The sequence below is a fragment of the Ensifer sp. ENS09 genome, from assembly GCF_014852425.1.
In the GTDB taxonomy this organism is placed as follows: Bacteria; Pseudomonadota; Alphaproteobacteria; order Rhizobiales; family Rhizobiaceae; genus Ensifer.
The window spans coordinates 308,511-323,604 of sequence record NZ_JACVBP010000006.1; the positions used below are offsets into that span (position 1 = coordinate 308,511).

The window sequence follows — 15,094 nt, forward strand, 5'->3', positions numbered from 1 at the left end:
CCTTGAGGTCAATGAATGGGGAGGACAAATGGTGGAAAAGCGTACGCAACCTCTGGCACGTGATGCCATGGCCTATGTTCTCGCCGGCGGTCGCGGCAGTCGCCTGAAGGAACTGACCGACCGACGGGCGAAGCCGGCGGTCTATTTCGGCGGCAAGGCCCGTATCATCGACTTCGCGCTGTCGAATGCGCTGAACTCCGGTATCCGCCGCATCGGCGTCGCCACCCAGTACAAGGCGCATTCGCTGATCCGCCACCTGCAGCGCGGCTGGAACTTCTTCCGCCCTGAACGAAACGAAAGCTTCGACATTCTGCCCGCCAGCCAGCGCGTTTCCGAAACGCAATGGTACGAAGGCACGGCTGACGCGGTCTACCAGAACATCGACATCATCGAGGACCATGGCGTCGAATACATGGTGATCCTTGCCGGCGATCACATCTACAAGATGGACTACGAACTGATGCTGCAGCAGCACGTCGATTCCGGCGCCGACGTCACCATCGGCTGCCTCGAAGTGCCGCGCATGGAAGCGACCGGCTTCGGCGTCATGCATGTCGACGAGAAGGACCGCATTATCGCCTTCGTCGAGAAGCCTGCCGATCCGCCCGGCATCCCCGGCAATCCGGAAATGGCGCTTGCCTCGATGGGCATCTATGTCTTCCACACGAAGTTCCTGATGGATCTTCTGCGCCGCGACGCCGCCGATCCGAAATCGAGCCGCGACTTCGGCAAGGACATCATTCCCTATATCGTCGACAACGGCAAAGCCGTCGCACACCGCTTTGCCCAGTCCTGCGTGCGCTCCGATTTCGAGCGCGAGGCCTACTGGCGCGACGTCGGCACGATCGACGCCTACTGGCAGGCCAATATCGATCTTACCCATGTGACGCCGGAACTGGACATCTACGACAGCACCTGGCCGATCTGGACCTTCGCCGAGATCAAGCCGCCGGCCAAATTCGTGCATGACGACGAGAACCGCCGCGGCTCGGCGACATCGTCGCTCATCTCCGGCGACTGCATCATCTCAGGCGCAGCTCTCAACCGCAGCCTGTTGTTCACAGGTGTGCGGGTAAATTCATATTCCCGTCTGGAGAATGCCGTAGTTCTTCCCGATGTGAAGATCGGTCGCCATGCGACGCTGCGCAACGTGGTCATCGACAGCCGTGTCGTGATCCCGGAAGGCCTCGTCGTCGGGGACGATCCGGTGCTCGATGCCAAGCGTTTCCGGCGTTCGGAAAACGGCGTCTGCCTGATCACGCAAACGATGATCGACAAATTGGGAATGTAGGCACTTCATGAACGTCCTGTCCGTTGCGTCCGAAGTCTATCCGCTGATCAAGACCGGGGGGCTCGCCGATGTCGTCGGCGCGCTTCCGGCAGCGCTTTTGCCGCACGGCGTCAAGACCCGCACCCTGGTGCCCGGCTATCCGGCCGTGCTGCAGAAGCTGAAGAAGAAAAAGAAGGTTGGCAGTTTCGAGAACCTGTTCGGCAATCCGGCGGCAGTTCTCGCCGCTGAAATCGACGGGCTCGACCTGCTGGTCCTCGACCAGCCGGAACTCTACGCCCGCGACGGCGGTCCTTACGTCGATGCGACCGGCCTCGACTATGTCGACAATTTCCGCCGCTTTGCCGCACTCTCGCTTGCGGCGGCCGAGATTGCCGGCGGCGATGTCGTCGCGGGCTTTAAACCCGATATCGTTCACGCCCATGACTGGCAGACCGCGCTGACGCCGGTCTACATGCATTTCGGCCCGGCAGCCGCAACGCCGACTGTGATGACCATCCACAACATCGCCTTCCAGGGCCAGTTTGGCGCCTCGGTCTTCCCGGAGCTTGCCCTTCCCCCTGAAGCCTTCTCGATGCAGTTCGTCGAATATTACGGCGATGTGGGCTTCCTGAAGGGCGGCCTGCAGACCGCCGACGCCATCACCACCGTCAGCCCCTCCTATGCGCAGGAGATCCTGACGCCCGAATTCGGCATGGGTCTCGAAGGTCTGTTGAAGAGCCGCGTCGCCGACCTCTCCGGCATCGTCAACGGCATCGACGCCGATATCTGGGATCCGCAGACCGACCCGCACATCGCCCAGCACTTCAGCGCAACGAGCCTGAAGCAGCGCGCCGCCAACCGGCGTGCGCTCGAGGAACGCTTCGGCCTTGAAAAAGGCAACGGCCCGATCTTCTGCGTCGTCAGCCGGCTCACCTGGCAGAAGGGCATGGATCTGGTCGCCGAGATCGCCGACGAGCTCGTCGCCATGGGCGGCAAACTCGTGGTGCTCGGCTCCGGTGATGCGGCGCTCGAAGGCGCGCTGCTCGCCGCCGCCTCCCGCCATCGCGGCCATATCGGCATGGTCACCGGCTACAACGAGCCGCTGTCGCATCTGATGCAGGCGGGCTCCGACGCGATCCTCATTCCGTCGCGCTTCGAGCCCTGCGGTCTTACCCAGCTCTACGGCCTGCGCTACGGCTGCGTGCCGGTCGTCGCCCGCACCGGCGGCCTCGCCGATACCATCATCGACGCCAACGAAGCCGGGCTTGCGGCCAAGGTCGCCACCGGCTTCCAGTTCGCGCCTGTCAATGCCGATGGGTTGCGGCTTGCGATCCGGCGGGTGCTGCGTGCATACAGCGAGCCCAAAGTCTGGTCGAAAATTCAGACGCAGGGCATGAAATCGGACGTTTCCTGGGCCACAAGTGCCGAGCGTTACGTCTCTCTTTATTCCGGACTTCTCGGGAAAGGTTAAGTCAGCATGATAAGAACGGTTACCACAACCCCCTACGGCGACCAGAAGCCTGGCACGTCAGGGCTGCGCAAGAAGGTCCCGGTCTTCCAGCAGAAGAACTATGCCGAGAACTTCATCCAGTCGATCTTCGACGCGCTCGAAGGCTTTCAGGGCGAAACCCTTGTCATCGGCGGCGACGGCCGCTTCTACAACCGCGAAGTCATCCAGATCGCCATTAAGATGGCGGCGGCCAACGGCTTCGGCCGCGTGCTCGTCGGCCGCGGCGGCATCCTGTCGACGCCGGCTGCCTCCAACGTCATCCGCAAGTACAAGGCCTTTGGCGGCATCGTGCTGTCGGCCAGCCACAATCCCGGCGGCCCGACCGAAGACTTCGGTATCAAGTACAACATCGGCAATGGCGGCCCGGCACCGGAAAAGGTCACCGATGCGATCTTTGCCCGCAGCAAGGTGATCGACAGCTACAAGATCTCCGACGTTGCCGACATCAACCTCGATGCCGAAGGCACGCAGGCGCTTGACGGCATGACCGTGACGGTCATCGACCCGGTCGCCGACTATGCCGAACTGATGGAAAGCCTGTTCGACTTCGACGCCATCCGCAAAATGATCGGCGGCGGCTTCCGCGTCGTCTTCGACGCCATGAGCGCCGTCACCGGGCCTTACGCCAAGGAGATCATCGAGAAGCGTCTTGGCGCGCCCAAGGGCTCGGTGATGAACTTCATTCCGCTGCCCGATTTCGGCGGCCACCATCCGGATCCGAACCTCGTGCACGCCCGCGCGCTCTACGAGACAATGATGGGACCGGATGCACCGGATTTCGGCGCCGCCTCCGACGGCGACGGCGACCGCAACCTCGTCATCGGCCGCGGCATCTTCATCACGCCCTCCGACAGTCTGGCCATGCTTGCCGCCAACGCGCATCTGGCGCCCGGCTATGCCAAGGGCATTGCCGGCATCGCCCGCTCGATGCCGACCAGTGGTGCGGCCGACCGCGTGGCCGAGAAGCTCGGCATCGGCCTCTACGAAACGCCGACCGGCTGGAAGTTCTTCGGCAACCTGCTCGACGAGGGCATGGCGACGATCTGCGGCGAGGAAAGCGCCGGCACCGGCTCCAACCACGTGCGCGAAAAGGACGGCCTCTGGGCGGTCCTGCTGTGGCTCAACGTTCTCGCCGCCCGCAAGGAAAGTGCGCTCGACATCGTCAAGAGCCACTGGGCGACCTACGGCCGCAACTACTATTCGCGCCACGACTACGAAGAGGTCGACAGCGATGCCGCCAATGGCCTGATCGCCAACCTGCGCGACCAGCTTGCCACGCTGCCCGGCAAGTCCTTCGGCGCGCTCAAGGTCGCGACCGCGGACGACTTTGCCTACAACGATCCGGTCGACCATTCCGTCAGCAAGAACCAGGGTATCCGTATCCTGTTCGAAGGCGGCTCCCGCGTCGTCTTCCGCCTCTCGGGCACCGGCACATCGGGCGCAACGCTGCGCGTCTATATCGAGCGCTTCGAGCCGGACGCTTCGCGTCACGATATCGAGACGCAGACGGCGCTTGCCGATCTCATCGCCGTTGCGGAAGAGATCGCCAGCATCAAGACCCGCACCGGCCGCACCGAGCCGAGCGTCATTACCTGAGAAACCAGACGATCGGGGCCGCCTTCGGGCGGCCCTTTTCTGTTGCCGCCTACCCTCACTGCCTCGCCTGGCGGAGGGGGCAGACGGGATATGAGTTCGATACCAGGAAGAGGGAAGCTTTCATGCCGACGATCGGAAACCCACCCCTCGGTGCCACCGTCACCCCCGACGGCACGGTGTTTTCGGTCTGGTCGCGCAACGCCGCCCGTATCGACCTCTGCCTCTTCGACAAATCAGGTGCCAAACAACTGCGCCAGCTGCCGATGACACGGAACGGCGACATTCACAGCCTGACGGTTGCCGACGCGCCGAAGGGAACGCGCTACGGCTTCCGGGCCGATGGCGTCTATTCGCCCGATCACGGTCTCTGGTTCGATCCGTCCAAGCTTCTCGTCGATCCCTACGCCCTGGAGCTCGACCGCCCGTTCCGCCACGATCCACGCCTGACGATCTTTGGCGAAGACACCGCCGACCTCGTACCGAAAGCGATCGTCACCGAGGTGAAGGCCGCCAAGGTGAAGGCGCCGCTCTTCAAGGCCGGCGGCCTCGTCTACGAAATCGCCGTCAAGCCTTTCACCTTCCTCCATCCCGACGTGCCCGAAGCCAAGCGTGGCACGGTGGCGGCGCTTGCCGAGCCTGCCATCATCGCGCACTTGAAGCGCCTCGGCGTTTCGACGGTCGAACTGATGCCGATCGTTGCCTGGATCGACGAACGCCATCTGCCGCCGCTCGGGCTGAAGAACGGCTGGGGCTACAATCCGATCGCCCCGATGGCGCTCGATCCGCGCCTCGTGCCGGGCGGCCTCAAGGAATTGCGCAAGACCGTCGAAGCGCTGCGCAAGGAGGGCATCGGCGTCATCCTCGATCTCGTCTTCAACCACTCCGGCGAGAGCGACCGCTTCGGCACGACCTTGTCGATGCGCGGCCTCGACAACCTCACCTATTACCGCCATGTAACCGACGGGCCGGGCGAGCTGATCAACGACACCGGCTGCGGCAACACGATCGCCTGCGACAACCCTGTGGTCGAGGCGCTGATCCTCGACAGTCTGCGCCATTTCGTCCGCGCCGCCGGCGTCGACGGCTTCCGTTTCGACCTCGCCTCGATCCTCGGCCGCGACATGGGGGGCTTCCACCGCGATGCTCCGCTCTTCCAGGCGATCGCGGCCGATCCGCTGCTTGCCGACCGGGTGATGATCGCCGAGCCCTGGGATATCGGCCCGGGCGGCTACCAGCTCGGCAACTTCCCCGCCCCATTCCTTGAGTGGAACGACCGCGCCCGCGACGATATCCGCATCTACTGGCGCGGCGACCGCCATTCGATCGGCGCGCTGGCGACAGCGCTTGCCGGCTCGTCGAACAGTTTTTCCCGTTGGGGCGAGGCAGGAACCCGCACGGTCAACTTCATCGCCGCCCATGACGGCTTCACGCTGGCCGATCTCGTCTCCTATGCCGGCAAGCACAACGAGGCGAACGGTGAGGAAAACCGCGACGGCCACAACGAGAACCACTCTTGGAACAACGGCGCCGAAGGACCGACCGCGGATCCGGAAATCAAGGCGGCTCGCCGCCATGACGTGATGGCGCTCGCCGGCACGCTCTTTGCCACCCGCGGCACGATCATGCTGACCGCCGGCGACGAAGCCGGGCGCAGCCAGCACGGCAACAACAACGCCTATTGCCAGGACAACGCCATCACCTGGCTCGACTGGACGGCGATGGACGACGAGATCGTTGCCCACACCGCAGCCCTCTCAGCCATGCGCTCTCGCTTCGACGTTTTCGACGAGACTACGTTCCTGACCGGAAGCGGCGACGTCGAGTGGTGCCGTCTCGACGGTCACCCGATGACGGTTGGCGACTGGGAGCATCCGGCAACGGACAATCTGATGATGGTGCTGGCCACCCGCGACCGAACCCAGAAGCGGGCAACGCGGCTGGCCGTCGTCATCAATCGCAGCCATGCGCCGCATCCCCTCCGCCTGCCCGACAGCGTCAATGGGAAATGGCAGGACGCGCTCGCAGCGTCAGCCCCCGCCGATCACGTAGCGCCGCGCTCCGTCACCTTCCTCGTCGAAGTTTTCTAAGCTTTTCCACCACTTGCAGGTTGCAACGGGCGAGCCTATAGATCGCTTGGAGGGCTTGTTTCGAGGCGTTCACATGCTGCAGGACATATCACTTTCTGAGATCAAGGTACTGGTCGGCAAGGAAGTCGGCGTTTCCGACTGGATCACGGTCACCCAGGAAACGATCGACAAATTCGCCGAAGCAACCAGCGACTATCAGTATATTCACGTCGACCCGGTGCGGGCCGCTGCCGAAACGCCCTTCGGCGGCACGATCGCGCATGGCTTCCTGTCGCTCTCGCTGCTTTCGGCGATGAACTACAATTGCCTGCCGAAAATCCGCGAACAGACGATGGGCATCAACTACGGCTTCGAGAAGGTGCGCTTCGTCGCGCCGGTGAAGAGCGGCGCCAAAGTGCGCGGCCACTTCACCATGGCCGACGCGCGCTTTCGCGGCGCCAGCATGCTGATGATCACCTATGACGTCAGCGTCGAGATCGAAGGCGAGCGCAAGCCGGCGCTGACGGCAACCTGGCAGACCATCATCCAGTTCGATCCTAAGGATCGACCCGCCGATGCCTGAGGCGGTTTGAGCAGGCAGATCCCATGACAGCAGCAGTCAACGTCGCGCCGGCCGACGGACGTTTCGTCAGCGACTTTGCCGGCTGCGACTTCTCCTTCGAGATCAGGTCCGAGGCGCTGCCGCCCTTCACCGGCCCCGGTCTTCGCGACATCGCCCCGGTCGAGCGCTACATCAAGGCTTACGAATCCGACCCGGACGAGCTTGTGGAGGCGGCGGCCGGGCCGGATGCCGCTCTCTTCGCAGCACGTCTCGACGGCCGGCTCGCCGGTTACGCCGCGCTCTCGAAGGCCTGGAACGGCTTTACCGAAGTCGACGATATCGCCATCGACCGCGATGCGCGCCGAGCCGGCGTCGCGCGGGCCCTCATGGACCGGGCGGTGTTATGGGCGCGGGAACGGGGCCTGCCGGGGATCAGGCTCGAGACCCAGTCGAACAATGTCGCCGCCTGCCGCTTCTACGAGCGCTACGGCTTCGAACTTGCTGGCTACGACCGCCATCTCTATTCGGCATTGACGCCGGGAACGCACGAGATTGCGCTCTTCTGGTACTTGCGCTTCGCGTAAAAAGGCCAGGCGGCTGTCGTGGTCGCAAAATCAGTAAATGGAGAAGTCATTGCGCCAGCGTATCATCGTCTGCCCGCTCGTTCAGAACAGGGGCGCCTACTTGCTCTGCAAGATGCCGCCGGATCGCGGCGTGTTTCCCGGGCAATGGGCGCTTTCGGGTGGCGGCCTCGAGCCGGGCGAACGTCTCGATGAGGGCTTGCGCCGTGAAATCCGCGAAGAACTTGGAAACCGCCTGGAGATCGGGACCATCAAGCCCTGGACCTTCCGGGACGACATCCGGACAAAGTCGTATGCCGACGGCTCAACCGAAGAGCTGCATATGATCTATCTGATCTTTGACTGCGAGGCCGAAAATCGCGAGGTCAGCCTCAACGACGAATTCGTCGAACATGCCTGGGTCGCGCCCGAGCAGCTCCAGGATTACGACCTCAACGAAGCGACGAAGCGCACATTCCAGGAAAAAGGCATCCTGCCGGCTACGCGGTAAGCGCCAACGGTTGCCGACAGACTTGAAGGCCGGGAAACGCGTGAGCGCTTCCCGGCCTTTTTATCTCAATGCCCGGCGTCGGCCGCACCCTCGGACAGCAGCCCGAAGACGAAGGGCGAGAACGACCGCCAGCACTCGACCCGGAACTGATCCTCGGCCGTGCGGAAGAGGATGATCTCGGCCTTACCGAGGATAGTGCGCGAGCAGCCGCCAACCGGGAAGATCGCCAGGGACAGATCCTGCGGGCAGCCGCTGTTGATCGCCACATCCGCGCCCGGACCGCTGACGATGACGGCGACGTTGCGATGCGAAATGTCGACTGCCGAATGCAGCGTGCCGCTCGAGGCGGCCGCCGCCATCAGGTCGGCTTCGCTCTCGTCGAACACCAGCCACTCGTCGGGGCCGATCCACAGCGCATGACGCTGGCCGGAGGAGGCCGAGGTCTTCGGCCGGGTCGGCAGCGTCACGCCAAGGGCCGCCGAAAGGGCCGGCAGTGCGTCGGCGCCGGCGCGCAGCGAAATGCGCGTTGCTGCCGGTGCAGGCGTCAGGATCGCCTCGGCCGAGCCCCCGCGCGCGGTGAGTGCCGCCTTGCGGCTTGCAGTAACCTGGTCAGCCATGGAGGCGGCCCCCTTCCTTGTCAAAGAACACCATGTCGCTCACTTCGACGGCAATGGTGCGATCGGTCATCGGCACGTAGAGCGTCTGGCCGAGGCGCGCGCGGCCACCGGCCACCATGGCCAGCGCAATCGAGCGACCGCAGTTTGCCGACCAGTAGGACGAAGTCACGTGACCGAGCATGGTCATCGGCTTCGGCTGGTTCGGGTCGGCGACGATCTGCGCGCCTTCCTCCAGCACCACCTTCGAATCCTTGGTGAGAAGACCGACGAGCTGCTTGCGGCCGTCCTTGACGAGATCCGGGCGTTTCAGGCCGCGGATACCGACGAAGTCGGGCTTCTTCTTCGAGACAGCCCAGGAGAGGCCGGCATCGTCCGGCGTCAGCGTACCGTCGGTATCCTGGCCGACGATGATGTAGCCCTTCTCGGCGCGCAGCACGTGCATGGTTTCCGTGCCGTAGGCGCAGGCGCCCATCGGCTCTGCCCGCGCCCAGATCGCCTCCCAGACAGCCTGGCCGTAGTCAGCCGGCACGTTGACTTCGAAACCGAGCTCGCCGGTGAACGACATGCGGAAGAGCCGTGTCGGCACGCCGCAGATCTTGCCTTCGGCGACGCTCATATGCGGGAAGGCCTCGTTGGAGAGGTCGATGCCCTCGACGAGCGGCGCGATTATCTCGCGCGCCTTCGGACCCTGCACGGCGATGACGGCCCATTGTTCCGTCGTCGAGGTGAGCCAGACCTTCAGATGCGGGAACTCGGTCTGCAGATAGTCTTCCATGTGGTTCATGACGCGCGGCGCACCGCCGGTTGTCGTCGTCACGTGGAAGCGGTCCTCGGCCAGGCGGCCGACAACGCCGTCGTCATAGACGAAGCCGTCGTCGCGCAGCATGATGCCGTAGCGGCAGCGGCCGGGCTTCAGGTTGTCCCAGGCGTTGGTGTACATGAGATTGAGGAACTGCGCCGCATCCGGGCCAACAACCTCGATCTTGCCGAGCGTCGAGGCATCGAAGACACCGGCGACATCACGCACCGTCTTGCACTCGCGCGCCACCGCCTCATGCATGTCTTCGCCGGAGCGCGGGTAGAACCAGGCGCGCTTCCAGTTGCCGACATCCTCGAACTCGGCGCCATGCGCTTCCTCCCAAGCATGGATGGGTGTCTTGCGCGCAGGGTCGAAGAGAGCGCCGCGCGAATGGTTGACGATCGCGCCGAAGGTCACCGGCGTATAGGGCTGGCGGAAGGTCGTCAGGCCCACCTGCGGAATGTCCTTGCCGAGCGCTTCTGCAGCAATCGCCAGGCCATGCATGTTGGAAAGCTTGCCCTGGTCGGACGCCATGCCGTTTGTGGTGAAGCGCTTGATGTGCTCGATCGAGTGCATGCCTTCGCGCACCGCCAGACGGATGTCCTTGGCGCAGACGTCGTGCTGGAAGTCGATGAACGCCTTGACGGTCGTGTCCGGCCCCGCACCTTCAGCGGCACCGATCATGCCGCCGGTCCAACCGTAGCGGTTTTCGCCCGAGAGCGTCACCTGCGCTCCGCCTTCGGCACCGGCCGCACGCGCGGTCAGTTCGCCGGCGGCAAGCGCTTCGTCGATGGTTGCCTGCAGGTCGTCGGTGCCGTTGCAGGCACCGATCGAGAGGCAATCCTGCAGATAGGTGCCCGGCAGGAAGCGTTGCGTCGCCGCATCGAACTTCACCTTGCCGCGCGACTGCGAGAACAGGTGCACCGACGGCGTCCAACCGGCCGAGACCAAAAGCGCGTCGACGGCGAACTTGCGGGCCGAGCCGCCGCCGTTGCGGGCGACGCTGATCGAATTGACCCTAAGCTTACCGCCGGCCTTGATCACAGAATGGCTGGTCAGCACTTCGATGCCGAGCTTGCGCGCTTCAGCCAGAACCGCTTCACCAGGGTTTTCGCGGCAGTCGACGATGACGGGAACCGAGACGCCGGCCCGCTTCAGGTCGAAAGCCGCCTCATAGGCCGAGTCATGGGCGGTGTAGACGCCGACCTTGGAGCCGACGGCAACGCCGAAGTGGTTGAGATAGGTGCGCCCGGCCGAAGCGAGCATGATGCCCGGGCGGTCGTTGTTGGCAAACACCATGTGCCGCTCGATCTGGCCGTTGGCGAGGATCACCTTCTTGGCGCGCACCTGCCACAGCCGCTCGCGCGGCAGCGACTTGTCGAGCGCCGCCAGATGATCGGTCACGCGCTCGACGAGGCCGACGAAGTTGTGGTTGTAGTAGCCGAAGCCGGTGGTGCGGGTGAGCACCGTGACGTTGTCCATGGCGGCAAGCGTCTTGGCGGTCTGCTGCGCCCAGTCCCAGCCATCCTTGCCGTCGATGGTCGTGCCGCTCTCGTAGCGAAGCGCACCACCGACTTCCGGCTGCTCGTCGCAGATGATCACCTTGGCGCCGGCCTTGGCAGCGGCAAGTGCTGCGGATAGACCGGCAACACCCGCACCGATGACAAGCACGTCGCAATGGGCGTAGCGGCTGGCATAGTGATCCGGATCCGCTTCCGTCGGCGCGACGCCGAGGCCGGCAGCGCGGCGGATGAAGGGCTCATAGATCGCGTGCCAGGCGGCCTTCGGCCACATGAAGGTCTTGTAGTAGAAGCCGGCGGCGAAGAACGGCGACATCAGGTCGTTGAGGCCGCCGATGTCGAAGGCGAGCGACGGCCAACGGTTCTGCGAACTCACCTTCATACCGTCGAAGACTTCCTGCACCGTGGCGCGCACGTTCGGCTGACGCCGGGCGGCATCACGCGAAACGTCCATCAACGCGTTCGGCTCCTCGGCACCGGCCGAAAGAATGCCGCGCGGGCGGTGATACTTGAACGAACGGCCGACCAGGTGAATGCCGTTGGCAAGTAGCGCCGAGGCAACCGTGTCGCCTTCGAGCGCCGTCAGCGTGCGGCCGTCGAAGGTGAAGCGCGCGGTGCGGGCGGGGGTCAGGCGGCCGACGCCTGGAATGCGGTTGGCGCCCATCATTTCGCGGCTCCCTTGTCCTGGCCGTTCTTGTCCTGCTCGCTCTGGAGAATGGCGGCGATGTCGGGCTTTGGCTCGCCCGCCTTGTAGGTGGTGTAGAAACGGTCGCTGACCGTGTCGCGGGCGGCGTTGAAGAAGCGGCCGCAGCCATGGATATGACGCCAGCGCTCGAAGATCAGACCCTTGGGGTTCTGACGCAGGAAGAAGTATTCCTCGAACTGTTCGTCGGTGATGTCGGCGATGTTTTCCGGACGGGCGATATGGGCGTCGCCGGCACCGCGGAATTCGAGCTCGGAACGCTCTTCCTCGCAATAGGGGCAGTAGATCAGAAGCATCTCGAAATCCTCAGTGCGCAACGGCGGCGGCAGCCGCCTCGTCGATGAGCCGGCCAGTGCGGAAACGCTCCAGCGTCAGCCCGGCGGCGAGACGATGCGGCTCGCCCTTGGCGATCAGATGGGCGAAGAGGTGGGCCGAGCCCGGCGTCGCCTTGAAGCCACCCGTACCCCAGCCAGCGTTGAGGTAGAGGCCCGGAACCGGCGTCACACCCTGGATCGGCGAGCGGTCCTGGGTGACGTCGACGATGCCGCCCCACTGCCGCATCATCTTTACGCGGCGGAACATCGGGAAGAGCTCGCAGATCGCATCGAGCGTATGGGTAATGATCTGCAGACCGCCGGTCTGCGAATAGGAATTGTACTGGTCGGTGCCGGCGCCGATGACGAACTCGCCCTTGTCGGACTGCGAGATATAGGCATGCACCGAGTTCGACATGACGACGCAGGGGAAGATCGGCTTCAGCGGCTCGGAGACCAGCGCCTGCAGCGGCTGGCTCTGCAGCGGCACACGCACATCCGCCATCTGCATCAGCACCGAGGTGTGGCCGGCGGCGGAGATGCCGACCTTCTTGGCGCCGATGTAGCCGCGGCTGGTGTCGACGCCGACGACCCGGCCGGTCTCGTCGCGGCGGATGCCGGTCACTTCGCAGTTCTGGATGATGTGGACACCACGGTCGGAGGCCGCGCGGGCATAGCCCCAGGCAACGGCGTCGTGGCGGGCCGTGCCGCCGCGGCGCTGCAGGGCGGCACCGTTGATCGGGTAGCGCGCGGTCTTGGCGATATCGAGCGGCGGGCAATAGGCCTTGGCCTGTTCCGGCGTCAGCCATTCGTTGTCGATGCCGTAGAGGCGGTTGGCATGGATATGGCGCCTGAACGACTGCTGGTCATGGATGTTGTGCGACAGCATCATCACGCCGCGCGGCGAATACATGACGTTGTAGTTCAGGTCCTGCGACAGGTTTTCCCAGAGCTTCAGCGAATGCTCGTAGATGTCCATGCTCTCTTCATAGAGATAGTTGGACCGGATGATCGTCGTGTTGCGGCCGGTATTGCCGCCGCCGATCCATCCCTTTTCGAGCACCGCGACATTGGTGATGCCGTGCTCCTTGGCAAGATAGTAGGCAGCACCGAGACCATGGCCGCCGCCGCCGATGATGATGGCGTCATACTCCTTGCGCGGCTCCGGCGACGCCCAGTGCGGGCCCCATCCCTTGTGGCCGCGCAGCGCCTCGCGCGCCACGGCGAAAACTGAATATTTGCGCATCGGCCCGTTACTCCCGGTGTTCATTATCGTTGGCGTTAGAAATCGCAAATCCGGGGCCTGCGCAACGTTTCTTTTGCGACGCATTTGCGTGGACTTGCGCGCAGTTGCGACATGACTATGGATCGGTTAAGCGACAGACGGGAACCAGCACCGACCCTGCATCTCAGGATTTTTCAGCGTCTCCTCATGTCGTCGCTGGACTTTCGCCTGACGATCTGATATCCGCTCATCTAATCGTAAAGCTTCCAGCTTAGCGAATGTCATTCTTTTGCCTCCGTACCTGACGGAGCTGCAAAATAACTCGAACCAAGGAACGGGATTCACGTGCAGGTACTAGTCCGCGATAACAATGTCGATCAGGCGCTCCGCGCTCTTAAGAAGAAGATGCAGCGCGAAGGCATTTTCCGCGAAATGAAGATGCGTGACTACTACGAGAAGCCGTCCCAGAAGCGCGCTCGCGAAAAGGCTGAAGCCGTACGCCGCGTCCGCAAGCTGGCACGCAAGCGTGCACAGCGCGAAGGCCTCCTGGCTCGCTGATTTGTCGTTTTTTCGACGCTATTCGATGTAAGTCGTGGCGGGGGCGAAATATCGCCACCGCCTTTTTTTGGTATGGACATCTTTTCCGCCGACAGGCTAGCGTGCTCGACGCTGCCACCGACGGACGACCGACCGGAGTGTTTGGACCGGTGGTCTGCCAAGGCCGACTTTGGCCCGGCTTGAGGAGCCCGCGGGGAGTTCAGCGGCTCCAGAAACGGAAAGCCGATGGCTTTCGAGACCTTGTCGATTTGAGGGATCAACCTTTGACACTTGCTGCCATGACTGCGGACGTCTCCGGTTTTAATGTCCATGAGGCGTCTCGCCGCCACCAGCGCAAGCCGAGGCTTGCCGCCATGCTGCTTCTCGGCTCGGCCCTCCTCATCGCCGGCTGCACGACCGACGGCCCGGACTCCGTCACCAACAAGGTCGAGCGCGAACAGGGCTCGCAGGAAAACATCGCCTCGCTTTCGAGCGTCATCGCCTCCAACCCGAGCGATCCGGAAGGCTACAATGTCCGCGGTTCGGCTTACGGCCGCGCCGGCGAATACCGCCGCGCCATTGCCGATTTCGACCAGGCGATCAAGCTGAACCCGCGCTTCTACCAGGCCTATGCCAACCGGGCGCTGGTTCACCGCAACATGGGCAACACCCAGGCAGCGCTTGCCGACTACAACACGGCGCTGCAGCTCAACGCCAACTACGACGTCGCCTATATCGGCCGCGGCAATCTCTATCGCCAGGCCGGCCAGCTCGATTCCGCCTTCAACGATTTCAACAAGGCGATCCAGCTCGATACCACCGATCCGCGCGCCTATCACAATCGCGGCCTGATCTACCAGGCACGCAACCAGCACGGTCAGGCGATCGAAGACTTCTCGACCGCGATCTCGCTTTCGCCGAGCTCGCCGGAACCTTATAACGGCCGCGGCATCTCCTATGTCGCCCAGGGCGACGACGACAACGCCTTCTCCGACTTCAACACCGCGATCAACCTCAACGGCAAGGTCGCTGAATCCTGGGCCAACCAGGCGCTGATCTACGAGCGCAAGGGCGACAAGGCCAAGGCGTCGAAATCCTATTCGCACGCGCTGCAGCTCGACCCGAAATACGAGCCGGCCCGCGCAGGCCTTGCCCGCGTCAAGGCATCCTGAGCCAACCCGATCACGCATTTCGAAACGCCCGCGACCACATCGCGGGCGTTTTGCTTTGCAGGCCCTGAGCGCTGCACGGCGGAACCTTCCTGCCGGCCATCCGTTTGCTTGAAGCATCAAAAACGGAGACCA

General features: G+C 63.7%; 13 protein-coding genes. 9 read left to right on the forward strand and 4 right to left on the reverse strand.

Annotated features, from left to right (window positions below):
- Positions 1 to 28 precede the first annotated feature (28 nt).
- From glgC to nudI, 7 genes are all read left to right on the forward strand, one after another.
- Entirely contained in the window at positions 29 to 1,291 is a 1,263-nt protein-coding gene (gene glgC / locus IB267_RS28195) for a glucose-1-phosphate adenylyltransferase (RefSeq protein WP_043610706.1), read from the forward strand.
- Positions 1,292 to 1,298: 7 nt separating this feature from the next.
- The gene (gene glgA / locus IB267_RS28200; RefSeq protein ID WP_192450772.1) at positions 1,299 to 2,741 is read left to right on the forward strand and encodes a glycogen synthase GlgA; all 1,443 of its coding nucleotides are present in this window, start codon (positions 1,299 to 1,301) and stop codon (positions 2,739 to 2,741) included.
- Between the two features lie 6 nt (positions 2,742 to 2,747).
- Positions 2,748 to 4,376 (forward strand): alpha-D-glucose phosphate-specific phosphoglucomutase, encoded by a 1,629-nt coding sequence (locus tag IB267_RS28205; protein WP_192450773.1) that lies wholly within the window; start codon positions 2,748 to 2,750, stop codon positions 4,374 to 4,376.
- A 122-nt stretch (positions 4,377 to 4,498) separates the two neighbouring features.
- The gene (gene glgX / locus IB267_RS28210; protein ID WP_192450774.1) at positions 4,499 to 6,463 is read left to right on the forward strand and encodes a glycogen debranching protein GlgX; all 1,965 of its coding nucleotides are present in this window, start codon (positions 4,499 to 4,501) and stop codon (positions 6,461 to 6,463) included.
- A 73-nt stretch (positions 6,464 to 6,536) separates the two neighbouring features.
- Positions 6,537 to 7,025, forward strand: coding sequence for a MaoC family dehydratase (locus IB267_RS28215; protein ID WP_043610712.1), 489 nt, complete (start codon positions 6,537 to 6,539; stop codon positions 7,023 to 7,025).
- 23 nt (positions 7,026 to 7,048) lie between these two features.
- Positions 7,049 to 7,588: an N-acetyltransferase gene (locus IB267_RS28220; RefSeq protein ID WP_192450775.1), complete on the forward strand. Its 540-nt coding sequence runs from the start codon at positions 7,049 to 7,051 to the stop codon at positions 7,586 to 7,588.
- Positions 7,589 to 7,637: 49 nt separating this feature from the next.
- Positions 7,638 to 8,075 carry a nucleoside triphosphatase NudI gene (nudI, locus tag IB267_RS28225; protein WP_192450776.1) on the forward strand — a complete coding sequence of 146 codons (438 nt, stop codon included), beginning with the start codon at positions 7,638 to 7,640 and terminating at the stop codon, positions 8,073 to 8,075.
- 65 nt (positions 8,076 to 8,140) lie between these two features.
- Here nudI and soxG read toward each other — a convergent pair whose 3' ends face one another.
- From soxG to IB267_RS28245, 4 genes are read right to left on the reverse strand one after another with little or no spacing between them, the layout of a single operon-like run.
- Positions 8,141 to 8,692 carry a sarcosine oxidase subunit gamma family protein gene (gene soxG / locus IB267_RS28230; RefSeq protein ID WP_043610718.1) on the reverse strand — a complete coding sequence of 184 codons (552 nt, stop codon included), beginning with the start codon at positions 8,690 to 8,692 and terminating at the stop codon, positions 8,141 to 8,143.
- A complete protein-coding gene (locus tag IB267_RS28235) occupies positions 8,685 to 11,678 on the reverse strand; it encodes a sarcosine oxidase subunit alpha (protein WP_192450777.1) in 2,994 nt (997 codons plus the stop codon). Before IB267_RS28235 ends, soxG begins: the two co-directional genes overlap by 8 nt.
- Positions 11,675 to 12,010, reverse strand: coding sequence for a sarcosine oxidase subunit delta (locus IB267_RS28240; RefSeq protein ID WP_192450778.1), 336 nt, complete (start codon positions 12,008 to 12,010; stop codon positions 11,675 to 11,677). The genes IB267_RS28235 and IB267_RS28240 overlap by 4 nt, the downstream gene beginning before the upstream one ends.
- A 10-nt stretch (positions 12,011 to 12,020) precedes the next feature.
- Positions 12,021 to 13,274 (reverse strand): sarcosine oxidase subunit beta family protein, encoded by a 1,254-nt coding sequence (locus tag IB267_RS28245; protein ID WP_192450779.1) that lies wholly within the window; start codon positions 13,272 to 13,274, stop codon positions 12,021 to 12,023.
- Positions 13,275 to 13,598: 324 nt separating this feature from the next.
- Here IB267_RS28245 and rpsU point away from each other — a divergent pair, with 324 nt between their 5' ends.
- Both rpsU and IB267_RS28255 read left to right on the forward strand, forming a co-directional pair.
- Positions 13,599 to 13,811 (forward strand): 30S ribosomal protein S21, encoded by a 213-nt coding sequence (gene rpsU / locus IB267_RS28250; RefSeq protein ID WP_034786884.1) that lies wholly within the window; start codon positions 13,599 to 13,601, stop codon positions 13,809 to 13,811.
- 263 nt (positions 13,812 to 14,074) lie between these two features.
- Entirely contained in the window at positions 14,075 to 14,962 is an 888-nt protein-coding gene (locus IB267_RS28255; RefSeq protein WP_034786887.1) for a tetratricopeptide repeat protein, read from the forward strand.
- The last annotated feature ends 132 nt before the right edge of the window (positions 14,963 to 15,094 follow it).

What these genes read in the sequence shown, in the direction of transcription:
- glgC (WP_043610706.1), top strand. Translation starts at nt 29, where the DNA reads ATGGTGGAAAAGCGTACGCAACCTCTGGCACGTGATGCCATGGCCTAT.
- glgA (WP_192450772.1), top strand. Translation starts at nt 1,299, where the DNA reads ATGAACGTCCTGTCCGTTGCGTCCGAAGTCTATCCGCTGATCAAGACC.
- IB267_RS28205 (WP_192450773.1), top strand. Translation starts at nt 2,748, where the DNA reads ATGATAAGAACGGTTACCACAACCCCCTACGGCGACCAGAAGCCTGGC.
- glgX (WP_192450774.1), top strand. Translation starts at nt 4,499, where the DNA reads ATGCCGACGATCGGAAACCCACCCCTCGGTGCCACCGTCACCCCCGAC.
- IB267_RS28215 (WP_043610712.1), top strand. Translation starts at nt 6,537, where the DNA reads ATGCTGCAGGACATATCACTTTCTGAGATCAAGGTACTGGTCGGCAAG.
- IB267_RS28220 (WP_192450775.1), top strand. Translation starts at nt 7,049, where the DNA reads ATGACAGCAGCAGTCAACGTCGCGCCGGCCGACGGACGTTTCGTCAGC.
- soxG (WP_043610718.1), bottom strand. Translation starts at nt 8,692, where the DNA reads ATGGCTGACCAGGTTACTGCAAGCCGCAAGGCGGCACTCACCGCGCGC.
- IB267_RS28235 (WP_192450777.1), bottom strand. Translation starts at nt 11,678, where the DNA reads ATGATGGGCGCCAACCGCATTCCAGGCGTCGGCCGCCTGACCCCCGCC.
- IB267_RS28240 (WP_192450778.1), bottom strand. Translation starts at nt 12,010, where the DNA reads ATGCTTCTGATCTACTGCCCCTATTGCGAGGAAGAGCGTTCCGAGCTC.
- IB267_RS28245 (WP_192450779.1), bottom strand. Translation starts at nt 13,274, where the DNA reads ATGCGCAAATATTCAGTTTTCGCCGTGGCGCGCGAGGCGCTGCGCGGC.